Source organism: Pseudomonas sp. CG7 (assembly GCF_023701885.1).
GTDB lineage: Bacteria > Pseudomonadota > Gammaproteobacteria > Pseudomonadales > Pseudomonadaceae > Aquipseudomonas > Aquipseudomonas zanjanensis.
Map to the genome: position 1 here is coordinate 1 of NZ_JABAEE010000149.1, position 5,878 is coordinate 5,878.

At 61.5% G+C, this 5,878-nt stretch carries 5 protein-coding genes; 2 read left to right on the top strand and 3 right to left on the bottom strand.

Going from position 1 to position 5,878, the window contains the following annotated elements; translation table 11 throughout:
- Both HGO40_RS30045 and HGO40_RS30050 read right to left on the bottom strand, forming a co-directional pair.
- Window positions 1-1,027: efflux RND transporter permease subunit (locus tag HGO40_RS30045; protein WP_250965999.1), on the bottom strand; the 1,027-nt coding region annotated here is incomplete at its 3' end.
- Window positions 1,024-2,133 (bottom strand): efflux RND transporter periplasmic adaptor subunit, encoded by a 1,110-nt coding sequence (locus HGO40_RS30050; protein WP_250966000.1) that lies wholly within the window; start codon window positions 2,131-2,133, stop codon window positions 1,024-1,026. The genes HGO40_RS30050 and HGO40_RS30045, both read right to left, overlap by 4 nt.
- 212 nt (window positions 2,134-2,345) lie before the next feature.
- Here HGO40_RS30050 and HGO40_RS30055 point away from each other — a divergent pair, with 212 nt between their 5' ends.
- Window positions 2,346-3,806 carry an efflux transporter outer membrane subunit gene (locus HGO40_RS30055; protein ID WP_250966001.1) on the top strand — a complete coding sequence of 487 codons (1,461 nt, stop codon included), beginning with the start codon at window positions 2,346-2,348 and terminating at the stop codon, window positions 3,804-3,806.
- A 115-nt stretch (window positions 3,807-3,921) separates the two neighbouring features.
- On the opposite strand, the gene HGO40_RS30060 is transcribed toward HGO40_RS30055, so the two are convergent.
- Window positions 3,922-4,542: a TetR/AcrR family transcriptional regulator gene (locus tag HGO40_RS30060; protein WP_250966002.1), complete on the bottom strand. Its 621-nt coding sequence runs from the start codon at window positions 4,540-4,542 to the stop codon at window positions 3,922-3,924.
- Window positions 4,543-4,817: 275 nt separating this feature from the next.
- Here HGO40_RS30060 and HGO40_RS30065 point away from each other — a divergent pair, with 275 nt between their 5' ends.
- Entirely contained in the window at window positions 4,818-5,582 is a 765-nt protein-coding gene (locus HGO40_RS30065) for a substrate-binding periplasmic protein (RefSeq protein ID WP_250966003.1), read from the top strand.
- Window positions 5,583-5,878 lie beyond the last annotated feature (296 nt).

Below are 5,878 nucleotides of genomic sequence, written 5' to 3' on the forward strand. Positions count from 1 at the left end.
CGACGAAGAACTTGACCATGAACTCGCCGACGGCCGAGTCGATGTTCACCGACTGGTCGGTGACTTTGGTGAGGGTCATGCCCAAGGGCATGTCTTGGTTGATCCTGGTCGTCTCCGCATCCAGGGCCTTGCCCAGGTCCAGGCCGTTCCAGCCTTCACGCATCACGACGCCCAGCAACAGCGCGTCTTCACCGTTATTGCGCACCAGGAACGTGGCTGGATCCTCGTAGCCACGCTCGACGGTCGCCACGTCCGAGAGCTTGAGCGTGCGCCCTTGAATCGCCAGGGGCGTGTCGCGAATTTTCGCCAACTTATCGAACGCGCCGTCGACCCGAAGGAAGACCTGCGGTCCATTGGTTTCGATCGAACCGGCTGGCGTGAGCGAATTCTGGCTGTTCAGCGCCGCGAAGATATCCTGGGGCGAGACGCCCAGGGTGGCCAGCCGATCGTGGGAGAAGGAAATGAAAATACGCTCGGCCCGCTCGCCGATGATGTTGACTTTTTTCACCCCCGCCACGTGCAGCAGGCGCTGGCGCAACGCTTCGGCATCACGCACCAGCAATCGCTGCGGCTCGCCCTTGGCTTTCAGGGCGAACAGCGCGAACGTCACATCGGAAAACTCGTCATTGACCATGGGCCCGATGACACCCGCGGGCAACTTGAGCGCTTCGTCCTGGAGTTTTTTGCGCGCCTGATAGAACTCCTCCTGCACCTGCGAAGGTGGCGTTCGATCGACCAGCGACACCATGGTGAAGGCCAGGCCGGGACGGGTGTAGGTTTCCGTGCGGTCGTACCACTTCAATTCCTGCAAGCGTGTTTCAAGCGGTTCGGCGACCTGGTCCTGCATTTCCTGGGCGGTTGCGCCCGGCCATGCGGTGATGACGGTCAACTGCTTGACCGTAAACGGTGGGTCCTCGGCGCGCCCCAACTGGAAGAACGCCAAGGTCCCCGCGACGGCGATCAGGAAAATCAGAAACACGGTAATGGATCGCTCGCGAACGGCGAGTGCCGACAGGTTGAGGCTCATGGACGGCCCCCGGCAACCTTCACGTCACCCGGTTGCGCCAGCCGCACTTCTTCACCCTCGCGCAGCAGATGGGCGCCGAGCCCGACAATGCGCTCGCCCACGTTGAGATCACCGGAGACGCGCGCGGCGTCGTCGCTCAGCCCCAGGACTTGCACAGGTCGCCAGATGACTTTCGCCGGTTCGCCGTCAATGCTCCATACGCCGGTACCTTTTCCCGAATCATAAATGGCCGCTATCGGCACTTGCAGCGCCTGCCGTTGCGCGGAACCTTCGGCGATGCGCAGCGTAACGGTCGCCCCCAGCGGTGCATTGGCCAACGCCCCCTCCAGCACATACCGGGCCTCGAAAGTGCGCGTCACGCGGTCGGCCGAATCCGACAGCAGCCTCAACTTTGCGGTGACGGCACCCGTGCTAGCGCCATAAAGCGTCGCCTGGGCGGTGGCGCCTGCGGCAGGTCGCAGGGTCTCAGGCAACTGCACAACCGCTTCACGCTGACCGGCCCGCGCCAGTCGAACCACGGTTTGCCCGGGGCTGACGACTTGCCCGGGTTCGGCCAGGGTGTCCATCACGACACCGTCGGCATCGGCAAGCAGCACGGCATAACCCGATGCGTTCCGGGCGACGTCAGCCTGGGCCTGCGCGGCGCTGAGGTGGGCCTTGGCGGTGTCGGCGGCGGCTTTGATCTGGGCGTAACCCGATGCGGAAATAGCGCCTGCGGCGACCAGATCGCGATAGCGCGCTTCGTCATCGGCGGTCTGCTTGTCCCGGGCCCTGGCGGCAGCGACTGCTTCTTGCTGGGCTCGGGCTTGCAACCCCAGGTCGATGGGGTCGAGGCGCATGAGCGGCTGACCGCGTTTCACCGCCTGCCCGGTATCGACCAAACGTTCGAGCACCTTGCCTGACACCCGGAAGCCCAGGTCACTTTGGACACGAGCGGCCACCACGCCAGTAAAAGAGCGCGTGGCGTCGGACGATCCCTGGACCTGGGCGACCCGCACCAACGGGGCAAGGGTGCGCGGGTCTTTGGTGGCGGAGGAATCGCCACACGCCGTCAGGACGAGCGGCAACAAGCAAGCGGCAAAGGTGACAGGTCGGAGCCGGCGCATAGGTTCCCTTTTTGGCAAATGTGGACAGAGAGACCGCATTCTCAATCTCGTGACCATTACTGTCAATGGTCACAATCCGATTCACATCCTGATCAATCTTCCGCATAACCTTTATTCAGTCACATTACAAAGTTTGCCCCATGAGTGCTCATTGACAGAAAGTGACCACAATATAATATGGTCACAATTCATCCACGACTCCAGGAATCCCAATGTCGCCCCTACGCCCCGCTGCTTGGTTGGTGAGCTTCAGCATGATGGCAGGCTGCACTGTCGGTCCGGATTATCAACGTCCAGACACTGCGCTCGCCCATCGTTACCTGGGCCAGGCCTCTGTCGAGCAAAGGGCCGCAGCGACGCCGGCCAGCCTGGCTACATGGTGGGAAGGTTTTGCCGATCCAGTGCTCAGCGACCTGATTGCCAAGACGCTCGAGCAGAACCTGGACCTGGCGCAGGCATCGGCCCGTGGCACCCAGGCGCGGGCCGGCCTGGGGGCTGCCAATGCGGCGTTATTGCCCTCTGGAAACATCAACGGCCAGGCTGCGCGCGCGTATCAATCCGTGGAAACGCCACTGGGCCAAGTGCTGGACTCGACACCTGGCTACGATCGCTACGGCAGCGCCTACGAACTCAACCTGGGCGCCAGTTGGGAAATGGACCTCTTTGGCGGCCTGCGCCGTGGACGCGAAGCGGCGCTGGCCGAGTACCAGGCCAGCGAGGCAGGTGTCGCGGCCACACGCCTGGCTGTCGCCGCACAGACTGCCGACCTCTACATCACAGCTCGGGGACTGCAGGCGCGGCTGGACATTGCCAACCGACAAGTCAAGACACAGCAGGACCTGTTGGAGAAAGTCCAACTGCTCTACAGCAAGGGCCTTGCGGCCAGCTATCAGGTTCACCAGGTCGAGGGCACCCTCTCGCAGGTCCAGGCGACGAGGCCCGTGCTGCAAACGGGCCTGGACGCGGCCATGAACGCCCTGGATGTCATGCTCGGCACCCCGCCCGGCACCTATCGCGGGCAGTTGGCAAATGGACGGACCATCCCTTTGGCGCCACAGATAACGACCATGGGGGCCCCTGCCGATCTATTGCGCCGCCGGCCAGACCTGATCGTGGCCGAGCGTCGTTTGGCCGCCTCCAATGCGCGTATCGGCGAGGCCGTCGCCGAGTACTACCCGAAATTTTCCCTCAGCGCGTTACTGGGCAGTGCCACGGCAGGTTCCGCCGGCCACCTTTTCAGCGGTGATGCCAGCCAGGCGGCGGGCGCGCTGGGGCTGCGCTGGAGGCTCTTTGACTTTGGCCGCATCAACGCGCAAATCGACCAGGCCAAGGGGCAGGAAGCCGAAGCGCTGGCGGCTTATCGCCAATCCGCACTGCGCGCCACCGAGGACGTCGAGAACGCTTTTTCCGCGCTGGTGAATCGAGAATCCCAGGCGAACACCCTCACCCAGGGCGAAACCTCGCTGACGCAAGCCCGCCAATCGTCGTTCATTGCCTATCAAAAAGGCACCGCCAGCCTGATCGACGTCCTCAATGCCGACGCGACGCTGCTGCAGGTCTCCGACGCACGGGCGCAAGCACGTACAGAATCGGCACGGGCCGCGGTGGCGGCATTCAGGGCGCTGGGTGGTGGCTGGCAGCCTGCTGAAGGCCAGCCGATGGCGGCTCGCTGACTGAATTCGCCCTCCTGACCAACTATGTGATTGGTCACAAAAATGGCGGATCCACTCAAGAGAACGGCACAGCCGTAACAGCCGGTACTGATGCGCGGCTACCGTCAGTCAAAGCTCACGGCATGAGGCTACGCAAGATGAGATTGCAGGTAAGCGTGGGGGCGTCGTCGACGTAATCGAGGTTGTGTTGCAACAGCAAAGGATTGACGAACGGCCGCAGCGCCAGATGGATCGCGTCGACCGTCTCATCCAATGGCGTCTTGCGCTCGAACTCTCCAAGCTCCCGCCCCTCACGCACGATCTGCAGCACGAAGTTCTTGATCCGTGCGTTATAGACTTGCGAACTGGGCCAGCGCTCCGACGCGGAAAACGCCGCAATGTCATAGAGCTTGCGATCATTGAAAAACAGGTTAACACCCGTAGTGATCAAGGCCTTGACCAAGCGGCGAAAACGCTCCGTCGCCGAAAGCCCATCTTCACTGATGGCCTGCTCCACCGCCGCGACGATTTCGGCCAGGCACTGGCTACAGATGGCCTCGCCAATCGCTTGCTTGGAGTCGAAGAACTTGTAGATGTAGGCCTTGGAGAAACCGATGGCCTTGGCCAGGTCGGACACCGTGGTCTTGCCATACCCGTATTGACTGAAATGCTCATTGGCCGCCGCGACAATCTGGTGGCGAATCTCATGATCGGCTGGGCCGCGGGTACTGGGCGAAGGTAGGGATGGCTGGTTCATGGGGGCAGCTTACGCATCCTGAAGATCGTTGACAACTTTGTGACCATTACTAGGTATCGTCACAAAGCGCCAGATTAAACGCTTTTGTCGATGCAATGATCTATACCTTCAGATACACGCAGCCAGGCCAACGCAACAGACTGGCGTGTCCTGATAAAACGACTGTGGCGAACCCACTCGGGGTGCGCCGCATCACATAAAACGGCCTGCAGCACGCTGTTTCCGGCGCCGCCCCGTAGAATGGCGCCCACTTTCCAATGCCTGAAGTATCGACCATGAGCCTGAGCAAACGCGTTTTGAATGTTCCCACCAAGGCGCTATCCAGGCTTTGTCTATTGATACCGTTGCTGGTGGTGCACAACGCCGGCGCTGAAGCCTTGGAAATTGAATTGCACATTCTCGAGGCTCCGCCCCTGACGTTCGTCAACGATCCCAGGGGCTACGGCATCGTGGGCGATGTCGCCGCGGCAGCCATGACCAAGGCTGGCTATACGGTAAAGATCCATGTGCTTCCCTGGGCCCGGGCACAGAAACATGTCAGTGAAGAGCATGACCACTTGATCACGCCTCTTTCGCGCATCCCCACCCGAGAGGATCGTTTCACCTGGATCGCCTCGATCATGCCCATGGAGCGAGCTTTTTTCAGTCTTGAACGACGGGTGAGCAGCTTCGCCCAGGCCAAGGAAACCTACCGCAAGATCGGCGTCGGCCTGGGCAGTGCACAGGAAGATATCCTGCGCACCGAAGGCTTCAGCGATGAACAGATCTACCCGCTGGCCATTGGCGACAATCCCGCCCAGATGCTGTTGATGGGGCGTATCGATGCCTGGTTCAACGGCGTGCCGGAGAGTCGATACATCTGGCCGAAGGTGTCCAAGCGCAAACTGCTCATGAGCAAGGTCGGCAGCAGCGCCGACCTTTACCTGGCCTGTTCGAAGCAATGTTCGCCAGAAATGGTCGAGCGTTTGCGCGAAGCGGTTGAAGCGCTTCGCGCGGATGGGACCATCAAGCGTGTCCATGACCTGTATCTGCCGCATTAGGCTTGGGTCAAGCTCACCCGGCGACCATCAATAAGCTTGATAACAAGAAAGCAAAGCCTGCTTCTTGGGCAACCCACTCACTCAAGACTTGCCGAAGCCAATGTGGGAGCGAGCTTGCTCGCGAGGGCGGTGGGTCAGTTGGCGGTGAGGTCGGCTAGGCAACCGTCATCGCGAGCAAGCTCGGCTCCCACAGGGGTTCTCGGGTGTTTCCAGACCTGATGCCGGGCACTCAACCCCGCGGCGAGGGAGCGTGCTCCCGCTGGGGCGCAAAGCGGCCCCAATAAGCTGCATGCGAT

What these genes read in the sequence shown, in the direction of transcription:
- HGO40_RS30050 (WP_250966000.1), bottom strand. Translation starts at nt 2,133, where the DNA reads ATGCGCCGGCTCCGACCTGTCACCTTTGCCGCTTGCTTGTTGCCGCTC.
- HGO40_RS30055 (WP_250966001.1), top strand. Translation starts at nt 2,346, where the DNA reads ATGTCGCCCCTACGCCCCGCTGCTTGGTTGGTGAGCTTCAGCATGATG.
- HGO40_RS30060 (WP_250966002.1), bottom strand. Translation starts at nt 4,542, where the DNA reads ATGAACCAGCCATCCCTACCTTCGCCCAGTACCCGCGGCCCAGCCGAT.
- HGO40_RS30065 (WP_250966003.1), top strand. Translation starts at nt 4,818, where the DNA reads ATGAGCCTGAGCAAACGCGTTTTGAATGTTCCCACCAAGGCGCTATCC.